The sequence below is a fragment of the Bordetella tumulicola genome (assembly GCF_054779135.1).
Window position 1 is genome coordinate 983745 of record NZ_BAAGYU010000006.1, and the last position, 15801, is coordinate 999545.

General features: G+C 60.6%; 18 protein-coding genes. 4 read left to right on the top strand and 14 right to left on the bottom strand.

The features are described 5' to 3' along the window. Positions 1–18 precede the first annotated feature (18 nt). From ACYVDM_RS08305 to ACYVDM_RS08345, 9 genes are read right to left on the bottom strand one after another with little or no spacing between them, the layout of a single operon-like run. Positions 19–1572, bottom strand: a complete 1554-nt coding sequence (locus tag ACYVDM_RS08305) for a class I adenylate-forming enzyme family protein (protein ID WP_415792086.1) — start codon at positions 1570–1572, stop codon at positions 19–21. Beyond that, complete coding sequence (locus ACYVDM_RS08310; protein ID WP_415792087.1) at positions 1569–2030, bottom strand: MaoC/PaaZ C-terminal domain-containing protein; 462 nt, start codon at positions 2028–2030, stop codon at positions 1569–1571. The genes ACYVDM_RS08305 and ACYVDM_RS08310 overlap by 4 nt, the downstream gene beginning before the upstream one ends. Further along, positions 2027–3142 (bottom strand): mandelate racemase/muconate lactonizing enzyme family protein, encoded by a 1116-nt coding sequence (locus tag ACYVDM_RS08315; RefSeq protein ID WP_415792088.1) that lies wholly within the window; start codon positions 3140–3142, stop codon positions 2027–2029. Before ACYVDM_RS08315 ends, ACYVDM_RS08310 begins: the two co-directional genes overlap by 4 nt. Next, the gene (locus ACYVDM_RS08320) at positions 3142–4116 is read right to left on the bottom strand and encodes a Bug family tripartite tricarboxylate transporter substrate binding protein (RefSeq protein WP_415792089.1); all 975 of its coding nucleotides are present in this window, start codon (positions 4114–4116) and stop codon (positions 3142–3144) included. Before ACYVDM_RS08320 ends, ACYVDM_RS08315 begins: the two co-directional genes overlap by 1 nt. A gap of 24 nt (positions 4117–4140) precedes the next feature. Beyond that, complete coding sequence (locus ACYVDM_RS08325; RefSeq protein ID WP_415792090.1) at positions 4141–5307, bottom strand: CaiB/BaiF CoA transferase family protein; 1167 nt, start codon at positions 5305–5307, stop codon at positions 4141–4143. Next, a complete protein-coding gene (locus ACYVDM_RS08330; protein ID WP_415792091.1) occupies positions 5304–5999 on the bottom strand; it encodes a dienelactone hydrolase family protein in 696 nt (231 codons plus the stop codon). The genes ACYVDM_RS08325 and ACYVDM_RS08330 overlap by 4 nt, the downstream gene beginning before the upstream one ends. Before the next feature lie 16 nt (positions 6000–6015). Next, positions 6016–7164 (bottom strand): acyl-CoA dehydrogenase family protein, encoded by a 1149-nt coding sequence (locus tag ACYVDM_RS08335; protein ID WP_415792092.1) that lies wholly within the window; start codon positions 7162–7164, stop codon positions 6016–6018. Beyond that, positions 7164–8138, bottom strand: coding sequence for a Bug family tripartite tricarboxylate transporter substrate binding protein (locus ACYVDM_RS08340; RefSeq protein ID WP_415792093.1), 975 nt, complete (start codon positions 8136–8138; stop codon positions 7164–7166). The genes ACYVDM_RS08335 and ACYVDM_RS08340 overlap by 1 nt, the downstream gene beginning before the upstream one ends. A gap of 9 nt (positions 8139–8147) precedes the next feature. Continuing rightward, positions 8148–8942: a citryl-CoA lyase gene (locus ACYVDM_RS08345; protein ID WP_415792094.1), complete on the bottom strand. Its 795-nt coding sequence runs from the start codon at positions 8940–8942 to the stop codon at positions 8148–8150. Positions 8943–9174: 232 nt separating this feature from the next. Here ACYVDM_RS08345 and ACYVDM_RS08350 point away from each other — a divergent pair, with 232 nt between their 5' ends. Further along, complete coding sequence (locus ACYVDM_RS08350; RefSeq protein WP_415792095.1) at positions 9175–9657, top strand: cupin domain-containing protein; 483 nt, start codon at positions 9175–9177, stop codon at positions 9655–9657. Between the two features lie 260 nt (positions 9658–9917). Here the strand turns inward: ACYVDM_RS08350 and ACYVDM_RS08355 are convergent, their stop codons facing one another. Further along, positions 9918–10706: a nucleotidyltransferase domain-containing protein gene (locus tag ACYVDM_RS08355; protein WP_415792096.1), complete on the bottom strand. Its 789-nt coding sequence runs from the start codon at positions 10704–10706 to the stop codon at positions 9918–9920. A gap of 255 nt (positions 10707–10961) precedes the next feature. Between ACYVDM_RS08355 and ACYVDM_RS08360 the strand changes: the two genes are divergently transcribed. Beyond that, positions 10962–11612 (top strand): dihydrofolate reductase family protein, encoded by a 651-nt coding sequence (locus tag ACYVDM_RS08360; protein WP_415792097.1) that lies wholly within the window; start codon positions 10962–10964, stop codon positions 11610–11612. 191 nt (positions 11613–11803) lie between these two features. Continuing rightward, a complete protein-coding gene (locus tag ACYVDM_RS08365) occupies positions 11804–12427 on the top strand; it encodes a LysE family translocator (RefSeq protein WP_415792098.1) in 624 nt (207 codons plus the stop codon). Between the two features lie 36 nt (positions 12428–12463). Here the strand turns inward: ACYVDM_RS08365 and ACYVDM_RS08370 are convergent, their stop codons facing one another. Beyond that, entirely contained in the window at positions 12464–13255 is a 792-nt protein-coding gene (locus ACYVDM_RS08370) for an aminoglycoside adenylyltransferase family protein (RefSeq protein ID WP_415792099.1), read from the bottom strand. A 45-nt stretch (positions 13256–13300) separates the two neighbouring features. Further along, the gene (locus ACYVDM_RS08375) at positions 13301–14665 is read right to left on the bottom strand and encodes a UbiD family decarboxylase (RefSeq protein ID WP_415792100.1); all 1365 of its coding nucleotides are present in this window, start codon (positions 14663–14665) and stop codon (positions 13301–13303) included. A 93-nt stretch (positions 14666–14758) separates the two neighbouring features. Here ACYVDM_RS08375 and ACYVDM_RS08380 point away from each other — a divergent pair, with 93 nt between their 5' ends. Beyond that, positions 14759–15085: a zinc ribbon domain-containing protein gene (locus ACYVDM_RS08380; protein ID WP_415792101.1), complete on the top strand. Its 327-nt coding sequence runs from the start codon at positions 14759–14761 to the stop codon at positions 15083–15085. Positions 15086–15102: 17 nt separating this feature from the next. Here the strand turns inward: ACYVDM_RS08380 and ACYVDM_RS08385 are convergent, their stop codons facing one another. Both ACYVDM_RS08385 and ACYVDM_RS08390 read right to left on the bottom strand, forming a co-directional pair. Then, positions 15103–15504: an SRPBCC domain-containing protein gene (locus ACYVDM_RS08385; RefSeq protein WP_415792102.1), complete on the bottom strand. Its 402-nt coding sequence runs from the start codon at positions 15502–15504 to the stop codon at positions 15103–15105. Positions 15505–15523: 19 nt separating this feature from the next. Further along, on the bottom strand, positions 15524–15801 hold a 278-nt coding region (locus ACYVDM_RS08390), incomplete at its 5' end, for a hypothetical protein (protein WP_460475338.1).

Sequence of the window (15801 nt, forward strand, 5' to 3'; positions counted from 1 at the left end):
GTCTCCGGTTATTGGATATCAAGCAACTTGTCTGGCACCCTTGCGCCAGTACGGCGCTCGCAACGCCTTCTTGTCTATCTTGTTAGTACTGGGCAGGCGGGGCAGCGCATCCATGATCTCAATGCTGCGCGGCTTCTTGTAGCTGGCGATGAGATCGCGGCAATGCTGAATCAGCGTTGCCTCATCCACGCTCGCATGCGGCTTGAGGGCCACGAAGGCCTTGACCGCTTCGCCCCATTTCTCGTCGGGCACGCCGATAACGGCGGCCTCGTTCACCGCCGGATGCAGTAGCAAGGCCTCTTCGACCTCGCGCGAATAGATATTCTCGCCGCCGGAGATAATCATGTCTTTCTTGCGATCCACAATGAACAGATAGCCGTCCTCGTCGAAGTAGCCAAGGTCACCCGTCCTCATCCAGCCATCCTGTAACGCGACGGCGGTCTCGTCCGGCTTGCCCCAGTACCCTTGCATGATGGCGGCGGAGCGCATGTGGATTTCACCGATCTGGCCATCGGACAGCACAGCGCCGTGCTCGTCGACGATACGGATATCCACGCCTAGAATGGGTTGCCCGGCCGAGGCCATGCGCGACGCTTCGGAGATCGAACCGTCTGGCAGATGCTGGTGCTTGAGCAAGGCCGTTCCCGGCCCGTGCTCTGTCATCCCGTAGACCTGCATAAAAATAGGCCCGAATGTCGCGCGTGCCAAGCGAGACAATGCCACCGACATAGGCGCAGAGGCGTAGCACACCATCTGCAAACTGGACACATCGAAAGGCGTCCGGGTCTGCACATCAATCATGGCCTGAATCATGATCGGTGCGAAATGCGCCGCGGTGACCCGATGCTTTTCGATGCTGGTCAGTATCTCGCGGGGGTCGAACTTCCGATGCAGGACGATGGTCGCACCGCATATCAGGTAGCTCAGCAACTCGGTGGGCCCACCGATGTGATAGGCGGGCATCACTATGAGCATCCTGTCGTCCTGCCTGGCCCCATGGGTCAGGGCCAGCATACGTGCCTGCTCCACCTGCGCCGCGTTGCCCAGCATGACGCCTTTGGGTGTGCCCGTCGTACCGCTGGTATAAATGAGGAACAAGGTGTCGCCCGCCTGCGCTCGCCAGGCTGGCATGCTCGCGTCAGCGCGGGCCACGGCGTGCTCATAACTCTCTGGATCCGGCCCGGGCCCCAGACGCAGTACCTGTGCATGCTCGGGCAATACCGCTCGCAATGCGGCAACTCGCTCGGCATATTCTGGCTCGTACACCAACAGACTGGGTTCGCAGTCGCGCAGAATACCCGCCTGATCCGCCTGCGCCAGTCGGTAATTGAGCCCGACGGCGATGAATCCGCAGGTGCCCGCGGCGGCGTAGAGTTCCAGGTACTCTGGGCAGTTCTGGGCCAGGATGGCGATCCGGCTGCCTCGCTCCAGGCCCAGGTCGATCAAAGCGTTGCATAATCGCCGTACGCGCTCGGCGAACTCGCCATGGCTGATGCTGCACCCCTCGAATACAAAGGCCGGGTGGTCGCGATAACAGCGCGCGTTGCGCTCGATGACATCTCCAAGAATCATGTTTCTTCCTCTTCCGAAACCAAGCGCAGCAATGTGCTGCCGTAGCCTTCCTGGATGATCCGTGACTGGGTGTCCAGTAGTTCGAAACGCCGCTCGACCACGGCACGCCCGCCGCTCGACGCGATACGCTTCTCGCAAATCGAGGTGCGAACGTGCACGGTATCGCCTACCACCAGGGGACGCCGGTAGCACCACTCTCTCAGGCCCAATGCTCCGATCACCGGCTCGGCGAACTCGGGCAGGCGGGTCGACATGCCCATGGCCAATAGGATTCCGTAGGGCCCATGAAACATGGGCCCTGGCATGCCTTCGGCGCGACAGAAGACCTCATCCGCGTGGATGGGATGCCAGTCTCCCGTCAGCATGCACGACAGCGACAGGTCGGATTGAGTCAAAGTGCGGGCGGTACCAACGTAGCTTGCCCCCACGGCAAGATCGCGATAGCGCACGGGGTTCATGGCGCCACCTGGAAATCGGCCATCGCCGTCCAGTCGACCCGTTCGCACACCGACGGCCACTCGGGCATGGCAACCTCTCCATCGATGACACATGGCACGTCGGCGATGAATTGCTCGCGCATTGCCAGAAACCAACTGAGCTCGGCCGGCAATACCGGGTCAGGCATAGCGGCGGCGAACTGCAGGCCGGACCATGTTCCCAGCGCGCTCTCGCCCATCAGGCCTGCCACCATGCTGCAACCGGAAGCGATAGCCAATTCCTGCATTGCCAATACATCCGATAGGCCGAAACGGCCGGGCTTGAGGCTCAGCCCTTTTGCGCCACGCTCCAGGAACAGGCGCGCGTCGCGCAGGCTCGTCATACCGAAATCCACCAGCAGCGGCACGCCCGCTTCCTGCCGTAGCGTCGCAAAAGCGCGGTCCGGATGAAACGGACAAGGATCCTCGACCAGCACCGCGCCTGCCTGGACCATGGCCCGGGCATAGGTCGGCGCGTCGCTGGCCGGATAGGCGCCATTGGCATCCACATATAGCGTGACGCCGTCCCCCACAGCCCGCCTGACCGCGGCCATGCAAGCCAGATCCGTGGTCTGCCCCTGCCCACCTTTTATCTTCAGGGTCCGGAATCCGAAGCGTTGCACCATGTCCTGGGCCTCGCGCGCCATCGTCTCGGGCGCTTGGCGCGTAACAGCCCACGACATGGACACCTTTTGTGTGCCGTTCAGTCGACGCCACAGCGGCACGCCAGAACGCGCGGCCAGCCAATCCCAGCATGCGTTATCGATCAGTGTCTTGGCAGGCTGGTTACCAGGAATGGCTTCCAGGGCGACGCGCAAATGGTGCGGGTCAGACAGGCCTTGTCTGCGGACCAATGGCTCGAATACCTCCGCCAACACGCAGCGCAGGCTGGCGGCCGTGGCACCGACCCAAGTGGGCTTGACGGCCAATTCGGCAGCACCCGCGCAGCCGGATTCCGTCTCGATGCGCAACACCACGAAGCTCGCCGCCGATTCGGTCAGATCGCTCCATTGAACCGGCCGAGCGTAGGCCAGTTGACGCACATATACCTTCCAGCCCGTGATCCGCTCGGCGTTCGGCATAGAGGTGTCCATCAATCCGACTCCGCGCCGGAGGCATCTATCAACGCCTTCCACTTGGGGGACTCCACTCGCACATACGCCTCCAGTTGCTCGGCGTTCAAGTAATGCGGCTCTGCCCCTAATCGGATCAGTTTTTCTTTCATGTCCGGATGCTGCACGATGCGCTTGATCTCAGCGCTCAACCGGTCCGTGGCCTCCCGCGGCGTATTTCTGGGCGCGAACAGTCCATACCAGGCCAACGCCTCGAAACCGGGATAACCCGCTTCGGCGATCGTGGGCACTGAGGGTGCCAGCGCAGTACGCGTACTGGATGTCACCGCCAGGGCCCGCAGTTTTCCGGCCTGCACCTGGGGCAGCACTGATGGCATCGTAAAAAAGGTCATCGAGACATTTCCAGCCAACACGGCGGTCACCGCCTCGGGCCCGGTCTTATACGGAACGTGCTTGATGCGGATGTTCGCCATGCTCTGCAGCATGGCGCCCGCCAGATGGCCCGACGTTCCGCTGCCAGCCGACGAGTACGTGAGTTCGCCGGGGCGCTGCTTTGCCAGAGCCACTAGTTGCGCCACAGACTGGACCGGCAACTCGGTATCCACCACCAACAAATTAGGCGCCACTGCCACCATGGCCACCGGCGGCACATCGTGCATGGGGTCGTAAGTCAGATTCTTGTACAGGTGCGGGCCGACCGAATGCGTCGGGCTGCCGCTTACCAGGAACACATAGCCGTCGGCCGGCGCGCGAGCCACCTGAGCCGCACCCAGGTGACCGCCCGCGCCCGGCTTGTTTTCCACGATGAACGGCTGACCCAGCGCCGCCGTCAATTTCTCGGCCAGAGATCTGGCCAGAATATCCGCGGTTCCGCCCGCTCCCGACGACACCACCAGGCGCACGGGCCGCTCGGGCCAGGCGCCATGAGCCGCTCCACAAACCAGGCCCAGCAGCATCGCGGCGGCGGCGCGTGCGCATTGCATCAGTGTGCTCATGTGACGCTCCCCTTTCAAAGCTGTTCAGACAACGCCGGTTTGGCGCAGATCCCACAACTCTTCATCTGACAGGCCTGCCTCGTGCAGCACATCGTCGGTGTGCTCGCCCAAATCGGGCGGAGGCAGAAAATCACTACGGTTGTCGCCGTCGAACCGGATGGGCCGGTGCGCGGCACGCAAGGTGCCATGACGCGGATGAACCTGGTCATAGAACACGCCCTGGTGACGAACCTGCGGATCGTCCGCCAGTTCGTCTAACCGGCGTTCGGGCGTGAACGGAACGTCATGCTGTTCGAGGCGAGGAACCCAATACTCGCGATCCTGCTCCGCAAACACCGCCGCCAGTGTCGCGGCCAGTTCGACGTAGCGGTCGACGCGTTCGGTGCGCGTCGGGTAAGCGATCAATAGATCGGGGCGATCGATGCCCGCCACCAAGCCACGCCAGAACTTCTCGGGTGAAGACAAGTGCAGCCCGATCCGGCGCTGGTCGCGGCAGGTCACCACATAAGACTGAGACATTGCCGCTCGGCTGTACAAGGAAGGGACTTGACCAGTAGCCAGCATCGACCCCAGCGGTTCGCATGCCATCGCGATCATCGCTTCCAGCATGCTGACCTCGACCTTGCGTCCCCGGCCGGTACGCGCACGCTCGACCAGCGCGCCCAGTATGCCCAACCCGGCATAGATACCGGCGGCCGCGTCCGACACCGCCGGACCTGCCACCTTGGGATCCGGCCCATCGTGAAACATGGACAACCAGCCCGAGGCGGCCTGCCCCACGTTGTCGTAGGCAGGCCGGGTCGCATAAGGGCCGGTTGCCCCGAACCCCGTGATCGCGCAATACACCAGACGCGGATTGAGCGTCTGCAGCCGTTGTGCGCCCAGCCCCAACTTTTCTTCCACGCCAGGACGCATATTCAGGATGATGGCATCGGCCCCAGCGACAAGCCGATCCAGTACCGCCAGCCCTTCAGGCCGCGCATAGTCCAATGACAGGCTACGCTTGTTCCGGTTGTGCGCCTGGAATTGCGGGCTGTACAACCCGCCCTTGAACGCACGGAACGGATCGCCGGTAATGGGCCGCTCGACCTTGATCACGTCGGCGCCCAACTCACCCAGCAGCATGCCGGCCAGTGGTGCGGTAATGAAATTTCCCAGATCCAATATCCGGACGCCCTGCAGGACCTTCATTGATCCACCCCCAGCACCGACACCAGGAATCGCTGCGTGCGTGCATGCGCCAAGTCGGCATCCTGCGCCGCACCGCGGGTATAGAAACCGTGATCGGCCTGCGGATAGCGATGCAACACTGCGCGCGGCGCCGCGGGCAACGCCGCCTCGATCAGATCGACGGCTTCCGGCGGCGCATAGCGGTCGAGGTCGCCATAGTGCAACATCAATGGGCACTGCAACGCAGCCGCTTCGTCCAGATTCTTTTCTATTCCAACGCCATAGAAAGCCACGGCGGCATCAATCGGAAGCTTTGCGGCCGCCCGATAAGCCAGCTTCCCGCCCATGCACAGCCCAATCACCGCCACTCGGCCATGAAAGCCCTCCATAGTGCGAACATGCTCCACCGTGCGGCCGATGTCCTCAATGCCCGCCAGTTCGTCGAAACGTTGCAGGTATTCAAAGGCACGCGCCACGCCGGCCTTGTCGTGGCCCAACTCAACACCTGGTTCGATACGCCAGAACAGGTCCGGAGCCAGCGCCAGGTAGCCCTCCTCCGCATAATGATCGGCCACCTGGCGGATCGTGGCCGTCACGCCGAAGATCTCCTGCAAAACGATTACCGCATGTCCGTTGGGACGCGCCGGCTTGCTGATGTAGGCCTGGAATGAGCGGCCATCCGCCGCTTCGATCAGTTCGATATTGGAATGCATGGAATCCTCGTCCGGGTCAGGTCAGGTAATTGCCTTTCAGTATTTCGCGCGCAATCGAATTGCGATGAATCTCTGTCGTTCCGTAGCCGATGGACATGCCGCGCGCATCGCGGAAATACCGCTCGAAGGGGTACTCTTCAGACAGCCCATAGGCACCGGCCAGTTGCATGGCCTGATTCGTGACTCTTACCGCCATTTCGTTGGCGTAGGTCTTGGCGATGGACACCTGCGCAACCGAATGTCGCCCCTGGTCCAGGCCAACGGCCGCCCCATAAACCAGCGCACGCGCCGCCTCGATATCCATCGCCATGTCTGCCAGCTTCCATTGCAACCCCTGGTTGTCGGCCAGGGGTCGGCCGAACTGGATCCGGTCTTTCAGGTGCTGCACGGCCTGCGCCAGGGCGGCCTGTGCCAGCCCCAGGCAAATAGGCGGATTCCCGGTAATGCGATCGGCATCAAGCACCTGCAGCAGATCCTTCATCCTGCCGGAGGGCAGCAATAGGCTTTCCGCTGGTACCCGGCAGTCCTGAAACACCAGTTCAGCCATGCCCGTGCCGCGCAGGCCCAGCAAGTCCAGATGACGCCCCACCGAGAAACCCGCCGCGCCGCGCTCTACTAGTACCGCACCGACACCCTTCATGCCAGGCTCGTCAGACAGGCGTACCAGCACCAGGAACACATCGGCCACCTGGGCGGCGCTGCACCACAGCTTGCTGCCGTTCAGCACGTAATGGTCGCCCTGCCTGACGGCCCGCGTCTGCACGTTACCCACATCCGAACCCGCATTCGCTTCGGACATGCTCCACGCGGCGTACAGTTCCGCCTTCGCGAAAGCGGGAAGATAGCGGCGCTTGATCTCCTCCGATCCGATCTGCAAAATGGCGCGCGGCGTGGCACCATCTGTGCAGGAAAACAGCATGGCCGTATTGGCGCACGATCGCGCCAGTTGCTCCACGACCAAGACTGTTTCCAGCAACCCTAATCCCGCACCGCCATAGCGCTCGGGCAAAAAAATTCCCGTGTACCCATGCTCGGCCAGGACCTTCAGATTCTCGACCGGCGGCCGGTACTCTTTATCGGCACGAGCCGCCACCGGCGCAAACTGTTTCTGCGCTAGCGCGCGTACGGTATCGCGGATAAGCCGCTGCTCATCAGTCAATTCCACTATTCACCTTTCGCGCCGGTCAGTTTGATGATGCGGCCATAGTTGACCGACTCCTTGTCCATAAAGCTGGCAAAGTCCGCAGGACTGGACGGCGCCGCCTCGACACCCAGTTGAAGAAACCGATCCTGTATCTCTGGGCTTTCGAGCGCCTTGCGCAGCTCGGCGCTTAGCCGCGACACCAGTTCTGGCGGCGTCGAGGCCGGCGCCACCACGCCGTACCACGTCATGAATGCGAACTCGTCCAACCCCGACTCAGCCACGGTCGGCAAGTCGGGCGCAATAGGTGAGCGCTGCGGGCCGGACACGGCCAATCCTTTTAAGCGGCCACCGCGCACGTGCGGCAAGCCCGAGGACATGCCGGTAAACATCACGTCCACCTGTCCGCCCACCACGTCGGCCAGCGCTGGCGCCACGCCCTTGTAGGGAACATGCACAAGGTCGATATCGGCCAGCGCCCTGGCCCATTCCATGGCCAGGTAGTGCGGCGTGCCATTGCCGATCGATGCGTAAGTAATCTTGCCAGGGTGCGTCTTGGCCGCCTCGATCAGCTCTCCGACGGTAGACACGCCGGTCTTCGGATTTGCCACCAGAATGAACGGCACGGATACCAATTGGCTGACCGGCGCGAAGTCTTTGCTCGAGTCGTAAGGCAGTTTTTTCCCAAAGAAAATGGGATTCAGCACATGCGAATCGGTGATCAGGCCAATGGTGTAACCATCGCCCGCCGCCCTAGCCACCACCTCGGTGCCGATGATGGTGCTTGCACCCGGCCGGTTCTCGATGATGATGGGTTGCCCAAGACTATCGGCCATCTTCTTGCCGACAGCACGCGCCACGATATCGGTTCCCCCGCCGGCGGGGTAGGGAACAATGAACCTAATAGGCTTATCCGGCCATTCTGCTTCCGCGGCCTGTGCAGTCAGTACCAGGCACAGGGCCACCACAGCTTTGCACCACCTTGCTTTGATAAACATGGGGCCTCCTTATCGGCCGGTGTCGACCGCAGTCTCATCCTGGCGGCTTGCTTCTTCTTCGGTACGCAGCCAGATCTCGCGCGCAATGGGATTGGCTTGTTCTTCCACCAAGTGCCCCACCAGTCCGACAGCCCGCCCGATCACCGCGACCCCGCGCGCTGCCTTCCACGAAAAACCGAGTTCACAACACAAGGCACCGATGGCACCCGTCGCATTGACCGGCAACGGCTTGCCGTACGCGACTTGCGCGTGTTGGCCAATGGCCGTCATCAGTGCCACGTAGCGCCCGGCGTAGCCTTCTTCCGTGGCGACTTCAAACAGACGAGCTGTGCGAGGGTCGTGCGGCTTGTGCAGGTTATGCCCTATGCCGGGGATGGACAGGCCCCGCTTGCGAAAGTCAGCCACGATGTTCCGGGCCAGTGCGTCGGCGTCCTCGCTGCTGTTATCCGCCCATCCCGCCTGCAGCATGCGGGCGGCGCCTTCGGCAGTTCCGGCAAAGGTCGTCCCCATACCGCACAGACCCGCCGCCACCGCCGATTGCAGGGATTCCGGTGCACCCAGGTAGACAAGTCGGGTCGCAATCGCCATGGGTGTCATGCCGTGTTCCACGAGCGTGACCAAAATGGCGTTGAATACGCGGGATTGATGCTCATCGGGCAGCCGCCCCGTCATCTCCAGATAGGCCATATCGCCAAGATTGAGCTTGCCGATGACATCCTGGACCAGATCGTGGCCTCGAACGAAAATTTGGTCGGGCGTGCTACGGCCCATGCCACTGCGGATAGGCTGGCGTGTTTGGTTCATACCGTCTCCTGCCCCTTTGGATGGAGCCTGTTGTGGGTGACATCGGCCACCTCTTGGAGACGAAAGATAGGCCTTGCCGTTGGAACCTGTCCAATAGAAGGCCATCATTCCCAGTATGCATGAAACGAATAATGGGTCGTACGCAGCGACGCTAGCCCACGGAAAACACCGGCGGGCTGACGTCCGATCCACAACCGCTACTATCGATACTTGACCTAAAGGAGGACAGCCAATGCGCCGGCCAGATTTCATCAAACACTGGACTGAACTCGAAGAACCGGATGCGCAGACCTATCCCGGCGATACCGAGCCAATGGCGCTAGACGCGCCGCTTTCCGCAGCACTCGGCGTCACGCGTATAGGCATTCATCATGTCAGGCTTCTGCCCGGCCGACGGACGTCATATCCGCATGCCGAAAGTACCGAGCAGGAGTTTGTGTACGTGCTCGAGGGCGAGCCCGAGGTGTGGATCGACGGCATACTGCATCCCATTACTGAAGGCGATTCCGTCGCGTTTCCGGCTGGCACCGGAATCTGCCACACCTTCATTAACAATACGAAAAACGAAGTGCGGCTGATGGTGATCGGGGAACGTCCACGCGATGACAACCGTGTCCGTTTCCCGCTCAACGAAGCGTACGAACCTACCCTCGCGGACCGCTGGGTGGACTGGCCTGCCAGACCACTAGGGGACCATAACGGGATGCCAGATTGAGTACGTGGCATGGCCGGTCACGCGAACCGGACTTATTGTTTGAAGAGTTATGTGGAGAAAGGTCTGAGCCGCATAATGCTTTTGCGGCCACTGCCTATTCGATATCGGCATGCACGTGAACCCGCATGCCGATCGCTCAGTGCGGGTTCCGTACGGAGATGGAAGTATCATCAAATACCAGGGCCAGCCATCGGCCAGAACCAGCCTCTATTGCGGATGGGCCACCGAGGTGGTGCCCTCTGATCCAACAAAGGAACCGCTTACGCACTCGCCCCAAGATAGCTTCTAATCGCTTGCGGCATGTACTTGACGGTTTGACTCGGGGGCTGATCAGCGCGAAGTTCGACGTACAAATCCACTGCGGCCATGTATGCGTTGCGCACCGATACCGCATCAAACGTCGGGATCGTGTTTGCCAACGGCTCGATGCAGAGTCCCCCGATCATCTCGATTCTGCGCACGCCACGCTGTGGGTGTCCTGCACGGCGATGTAGCATCGGGCCAAGCACCTGATCTCGAAAAAAGCCCAACATTCCGATCGCCTCAAAGAGCTCGCCGCGGGCCAGCTTTGTCGCCCCGTAATGGAGCCATATCCACGCCCTCTGTTCGAACCAGTCTGGCGATGCATTGGGCCACGCGATAACAGCTGCATTGAGATAACCTTCGAGTCGATCTCGATCACGCGCGAACAGCACGGCGGGACGCTCGACTAGACAGTCCAGATTTGATGGCGTCACGAACTTCAGATCGACGTGTATCAGCGATGGCCCGTAAAGGCAGATCAGCAGCCTCGGCTCTCCGACATGCTCGCCACTGAGCGCGGCCAACAGCCCTCCGACCCTCGTCGCTATCTCTTGCCGCGAGGCCATGACCTCGCTGTAATACTCTTCCTCTACAACGACAACGAAATCAAGGTCTGAGTGTTCATCAAATCCCCCGTGGATATACGAACCGCCAGCCAACAACGCCGTTAACCGCCGGTCGCGCTGCACTTCGCTGCGAACCCGCTCCACGAATTCCCGATGTAACGTAGGTAGTGTGCTTGACATATAAACCCCTGATAGCCGGCAGCTCAGATTACTAAACTCGTTCTCGCCATACAAACGCACTCCCGAGTGAGTGGCGGGATGTTGTCTGTCGTGGAGCGTCCGCTTCGGGCAAAATCTGTTAAAAAACTCCGTGACCGTGCTTTCGAGGGTACTTCACCCCTTCTCGCGAGTGAGCTCGCGGGTCCTAAAGAGGCCTGAAAGGTCGTTTGTTCTTGCAGCAGGTCGTGTTCGAGTTTTTTCTACACGGAGACAAAGATGACACGAGTTCGCGTTGAGGGCTTCACCATCTCGCTCGACGGATACGGAGCCGGTCCGGATCAAGACATCAACAATCCGCTAGGCGTTGGCGGAACGGAACTGCACCCGTGGGCATTCCCAACACGCACGTTCCAGCGGGCCTTGTTCGGCAAGGACGACGGTACGACTGGGCTTGACGACGATTTCGCGGCCCGTGGCTTTCGGAATGTCGGAGCCTGGATTCTTGGCAGGAACATGTTCGGCCCCATTCGCGGGGACTGGCCGGACACTACCTGGAAAGGCTGGTGGGGAGACAACCCACCGTATCATGTTCCAGCCTTCATCTTGACCCATCATGCGCGCCCTTCCATCGAGATGGAAGGTGGCACGACGTTCCACTTCATCACAGGCGGCATTCGCGAGGCGCTCGACCGCGCACGCGAAACCGCTGCCGGAAAAGACGTACGGATCGGTGGTGGGCCGGACACCATCCGACAGTATCTTCGTGAGGGCCTCATTGACGAACTGCATATCGCTATCGCGCCGGTTCTGCTCGGCCGGGGGGAATCGCTGTTCGATGGACTTGACTTGCGGGCTCTGGGATACGAATGCGTTGAATTCGCCGCATCGGAAAAGGCCACGCATGTCGTCCTAAGGCGCCAAGGATAAACGAACGCCCAATCAGTCGCTGAAAGGCCAACGTCCGTAATGGCCTGCGGCTTTAGCTCGACCGTACGCGGTGTGTTGTGCAATCCAACGGCCGACGCCATGCGCAATCGGTGCTAAGGCAATGGTAAGGTTCCATATACCCAGCTGGCGCATTCGCTGAGCTCCGATCAATCACGTCTCGAGTTGGATTCATGGAATACCTGCCTCAATTGCTCACGCTCTCGGGCATCGTTCTCCTGGCCTGCATCAGTCCCGGGCCGGACTTCGTTGCCGTCACGTCCAATGCCTTGAATGACCGCCGATCCGGCATGTTCGTCGGCCTGGGCATCGCTTGCGCGGTCGTCATCTGGGCAACCTTGGCTGTCCTCGGATTTGGATTGCTGATCAAGGAATTGTTCTGGCTCTATGAAACCATCCGTCTGGCCGGCGCGGCTTACCTGATCTACCTCGGCTCGCGGATGCTGATTGCCTCTTTCAGGGCCAGGAACAGCGAACCACGCGTGGACGGCGCTCCGCGAGTCGGAGCACTGCAAGCGTGGCGCCAAGGGTTCATGGTCGGCATCACCAATCCGAAAACAGCGACCTTCTTTGCCACCTTATTCGTGACCGTACTGCCGGTCGACGCACCCACCTGGGTGTATGTCAGCCTGGTCGCAATGGTCGGCCTGATAACGGCAGGGTGGCTGGGGACTCTTGCTGCATTTTTTTCCGTGGGGCGCGTGCGATCCGTCTATGCACGCGTGAGCCGAGTCGTCGATGCCTTGATGGGCGCAGCACTCGTGGGATTGGGGATTCGATTGGCCAGCAGCCGTTAACGCGAGAGGGCCAGCAGCCTGTCCCAACGCGACATTTCACGCAGAGCAGATTTGCTCGATTGATCTTCTGGCGTAGGCAATAAATCCTGCGACGTCAGCCGGATAATTGCTCAGGCTGTCCTGCTCTTGCCCCAAGTAACTTGCGCGCGCCCTGCTCAACACAGGCTGATGTCGAGGTGCAATTTTCTCCATTAGCCAAGTCGCAGCCGCGTCCTTCGACGTGATGTCGCCAGTAACGGCGGTGTACCAACCGCGGGCAAGGGCGAGCACGATATTTCGTTCATCGCCTGCCCAATCCTCAGGCTTGCTCCATTGCGCCACGGTATCCAGAAGCGCGCGTTCAAGATCGGCTCGTGGTATCGGGTGAAATAGAATGTGGGCCGCAGGGCCGACGATGGCGGTACTGTGTGCCCGGGCTTTCGCAATAAGAATAGCCAAGTCATGGTCTATGGTCGGCGCCTCAAAAACACCCGCGAGAATATCTTCACGCAGCCACTCGCCAAATTGAACCTCTCGCCTCGCGGGATAGTGCCAAGGCACGATGCTCGCAAGCACCAGCACAGTGACCTCAAGTGCGCGTAGTGAAGTGGATACGCCTGGAGGGGACGAGGCGGTCAGCAGTTCCCGCATGAGCTCATGTCGCGCCGTTGCGCCGGGAGGCTTGTCCACGGTAACAAGCAAGTCAATATCGCTATAAGGCTGAAGCCCACCATCAACAGCCGAGCCGAACAAGTGAATTGCCACGATGCTCGGCCCCAGATGCCGTTCAAGTATGACGCGCGCCTGAGCCACCTGATGTTCAATTGAAAATGTACGATTGTTGCGCATTGCGGGATACTAACAAACAGCGCAAAGCGCAAACGCGCCCGGGAACTACCGCCTTCCGATCTCCGGCAAGTCAAAGTCACGCCAGCCGGGTACTTCGGAAACTTCCGGAAACTCGACCCCAAAGGGGCGGGTCGCGTCGATACCTACTGCGGATGAATAGCCGCCGTCGGTATAGGGGTCCAGCGGCGCGGCTGCCGTGCCATCGACAATAAACACGTCCTGGCGGGGCTTGACCCGAAATGACATCGCCCACTCCACCTCGGCGGACTTACGGATGTCGATATCGGGATCCACGGCCACAATCCATTTGGGATGCAGGTTGGACGCCATGGCGGCCAGAATCGCTTGCCGCGCCTCGCCCGCATAGCGGGGGCTGATCGCGATGACCACATACACTTGAACGCCGCCGGAACTCGTAATCGCCACGTCCCGTATGGTCGGGAACTGGGTTTGGAGCTGGCGCAAGATCGACGCCTCGAACGGTATCTGCTTCAGGACATGGTTCTCGGTAACCGGCTTGCCGGTCAACAGTCCTTGGAAGATCGCATCCTTGCGATGCGTAATCGCGGTGACCTTGGCGGTAGGTTTAAGGGTGGCGGGGGTGTAATAACCCGTGTATTCGCCAAGGGGGCCTTCCATCTGCTGGTCCACCGTATCCACTGTAAATTCCAAGACGAACTCTGAATAGGCAGGCACTTTCAGGCTGCTGGTGACGGCATTGGCCAACGCGACCGGCGCGCCCCGTAGGCCGCCCGCGACAAACCAGTCGTTGGTCTTGTCGCTGGATTGCACTTGGCACGACAGGGCCGTCATTGGGTCAAGGCCAACGACGAGCGCGCCATGCAGGGGCACACCCATCTGCGTCGCCTTGGCCATATTCTTGCCGAACCGGTGATTGGGCGCCGAAAATACGCCCATCCTGTCGCGTCCATGAATTTGAAACCGGTAATTCCCGATATCTGGAATGCCGGTTTCCGGGTTTTCGGAAATGACGATCCCCGCCGTAATATACGGGCCGCCGTCCTTGGGGCTGTAGATGGGCACGGGTAGTCTGGCCAAGTCGATCTGCTCACCGGTAAGCACGACATCCTGGCAGGGCGGTATGCCTTCGAAGTCGACCGGCCCGATGGGTTGTTCGATGCCTTTGCGCACCCTGTCATGAATCGTCAGGTCGTCCGCGCCGAACGCGATCAAGGCACGCCGACGCGTGCCGAATAAACCCGCAACCAGCGGAAAGGCCGTGCCGTTGTTCCGGAACATCAGCGCCGGCCCGTCGACCGAACTACTTTTCGCAAGCGCCTTGGCAACGTCGTACTTCAACGCGATCGGCCGGTCGATATCGACCAGCTCACCTTGATCGCGTAGAACAGCAAGAAACGCGCGGAAATCCTGATAGCACATTCCATTCATCCATTACTCCGAGAAACCTCGGCATTCATGCCGGGGAGGAAAGGGGCGCAGCCGTAAGGCTGCAGGATTGGTCTGATTTGAGCGATTATCTGGATGAATATCCAGTTATTTGGTTTGGCGCGGATAGTATCTTGGGCATCCAAACCAAACGTGTCTACCGATTCCGGTTCTATCCCACGCCCGAGCAAGCGTTGCCACGTTTGCGGATATGTGTCACCGAAGCTGCCGTTGAGAGTGCGACGTTGGACTTGTTCGGCTTGCCGCACAGACCACGACCGCGACCGCGACCTCAACGCAGCACATAACGTATTAGCCGCCGGGCTGGCGGTGTTAGCCCATGGAGAAACGGTAAGACCTGAGTGCATGAGTGTTGATGCGCAATGGCTCGGTTCTGTGAAGTGGGAATCCCTTTCCCTTTAGGGAAGGGAGCAGTCAACCTACCGCTGCTCCGCATAATCGCGGAGCCTGTGCAGCATCATGCCCCACAGGCTGTTGCACTTGACGAAGTTGCCTTCTTGATGGGGCCAGCCGCCATGATCCAGCGTCAGATGGAGCCGGCCATCGGCTGCGCTGGCCAGTTGGAAGGTCGCCGTCGTACCCGCGGCATCGCCAGGACCAGCGATGCAGGTCCAGACCACCGTATCGGCATCAGGCAATGTGATCCTCCATACGAAGCTCGGACCATCAAGGTGTTTAAAGGACCACTCGCCTGCCGCACCCTGATCGGAAACCTTTGCCGCGGTCCAGTGCTCCAGGCCGCGGGCGGTGGTCAACGCTTCCCGAACCCTGGCGTGATCCGCGCTGATATTGACGGCGTGGCGAAGTGAATGCGTCATCATGAATTGGCCTGCCTTGAAGTCAGAAGTAATAACCCAGTCGGATGTTCGCCGACTGACTCAGGAACGAGCTGCTGAAGTCAGCGCTATAGCCCGCCTTGATCTCCAACCCGCCCGCGCGGAACATCTGCAAGCCCAAGTCCACCTTGCCCAGCAGCTCCGGCGAACGCACCCGGTCGGTGAACGTGCCGTTATCCGCCGTCGCATTCGCAAAACTGGCGTCAATGCGATGCGTGTTGTCCGGCGTATAACGCAGCCCGAAGGCCGCATAGGCCCGCAACGTGGTCTTGTCATCCAGGT